The organism is Leisingera sp. F5 (assembly GCF_001593695.1).
This window is the reverse complement of the sequence record NZ_LUKH01001275.1, coordinates 1-1142: the sequence shown is the minus strand read 5'-3', so window position 1 is coordinate 1142 and position 1142 is coordinate 1. Positions and strand designations below refer to the sequence as shown.

Sequence of the window (1142 nt, the reverse complement as noted above, 5' to 3'; positions counted from 1 at the left end):
ATTCTGCAGCGCACCCGCACCCCAGCCGTTGTTGCCAAGGGCCCGCATCATGCCGACCAGATTGTCGTCGCGGATCTGCTCCATCTTGCGGATCGGCAGATGGCCGGATTGCGCATCCGACTGGCCTGCGATCAGATCCACCAGCTCGTCATTGAACTCGGGCACATCCATCAGCTTGGTCCAGGGCCACGACAGGCAGGGGCCGAACTGCGCCATGAAATGCTTCATGCCCGCTTCGCCGCCCGCTACCCGGTAGGTGTCAAACAGCCCCATCTGCGCCCAGCGGATGCCAAAGCCGTAGCGGATCGCGTTGTCGATCTCCTCGGTGGTGGCTATGCCGTCCTTGACCAGCCACAAGGCCTCACGCCAGACCGCCTCCAGAAAGCGGTCGGCCACATGGGCGTCGATCTCTTTCTTCAGGTGCAACGGGTACATGCCGATGGCAGTGATGATTTCCTTGGCCCGGTCGATGACGCCTGCCGGGTTGGCCGCCGTTGTGACCAGCTCCACCAGCGGCAGCAGGTAGACCGGGTTGAACGGATGCGTGACCACAATCTGGCCGGGGTTCTCCCGCCCGTCCTGCAATTGCGAGGGCTTGAAGCCGGAAGTCGAAGAGCCGATCACTGCGTCTGGCGCGCAATGGGCCTGCAACTCAGCGTAAACCTTCTGCTTAAGATCCAGCCGCTCCGGCACGCTCTCCTGAACCCACTCCGCGCCGTCCACGGCTTCGGCAATGGTCTCATGGAACGTCAGGCTGCCTTCCGCCGGCAGCGCCACATTGCCCAGACCGGGCAAGGAGCGCCGCGCATTGCCGAGCACTTCGCTGATCTTGCGCTCTGCTTCCAGGTCCGGGTCAAAGACCCGCACATCCCAGCCGTTCAGAAGGAATCGCGCGGCCCAGCCGCCACCAATAACCCCGCCGCCAATGATTGCTGCTGTTTTCATCTGCTTCCCTTTGAGAACCGCCCGGCTCTTCTTCTGGCCCAAAATATCCTGGGGGCTTGGGGGCGAGCCCCCAATTCCTTCAATTCAACGAAACCGCTGATCGCCGCTTACTGCGCCGCCGGCGCACGCTTGGTCAGCCCCAGCTTTTCGCGCACCTCCGCCGGTCCCATCAGCTTGCCGCCCATATTCTCAATGAT

At 62.7% G+C, this 1142-nt stretch carries 1 protein-coding gene; it reads right to left on the bottom strand.

Annotated features, from left to right (window positions below; genetic code table 11):
- The coding region (locus A2I95_RS40730) for a 3-hydroxyacyl-CoA dehydrogenase NAD-binding domain-containing protein (RefSeq protein ID WP_291737992.1) at window positions 1–945 on the bottom strand (945 nt) is incomplete at its 3' end.
- Window positions 946–1142: the final 197 nt, after the last annotated feature.